General features: G+C 42.0%; 1 protein-coding gene. It reads right to left on the reverse strand.

All coding sequences use genetic code 11. The features are described 5' to 3' along the window. The coding region (locus ACEN33_RS12545) for an IS30 family transposase (RefSeq protein WP_407094278.1) at positions 1-255 on the reverse strand (255 nt) is incomplete at both ends.

Raw genomic sequence — 255 nt, forward strand, 5'->3', positions numbered from 1 at the left:
GAGGGCGTTCCTGGATCGGCAAAATAAATATCAATGTCATGTTGATTACTTAATGCTTTCCAATTGGAAAATTCCTTACCACAATCAAACGTCATCGACTTAAAGAAATGTCGAGGAATCGATTCCAACCATTGGTTCATCCTCTGTTCAATGTCACTGGCTTTGCGGCCATCCGGTTTCAAAGTGATGATGATTTTGGAAAGACGCTCTACTAGCGTGATAACAGCACTCTTGTGGTGAACACCCACAATGGTA

The organism is Ruoffia sp. FAM 24228 (assembly GCF_045528575.1).
Classification (GTDB): Bacteria; Bacillota; Bacilli; order Lactobacillales; family Aerococcaceae; genus Ruoffia; species Ruoffia halotolerans.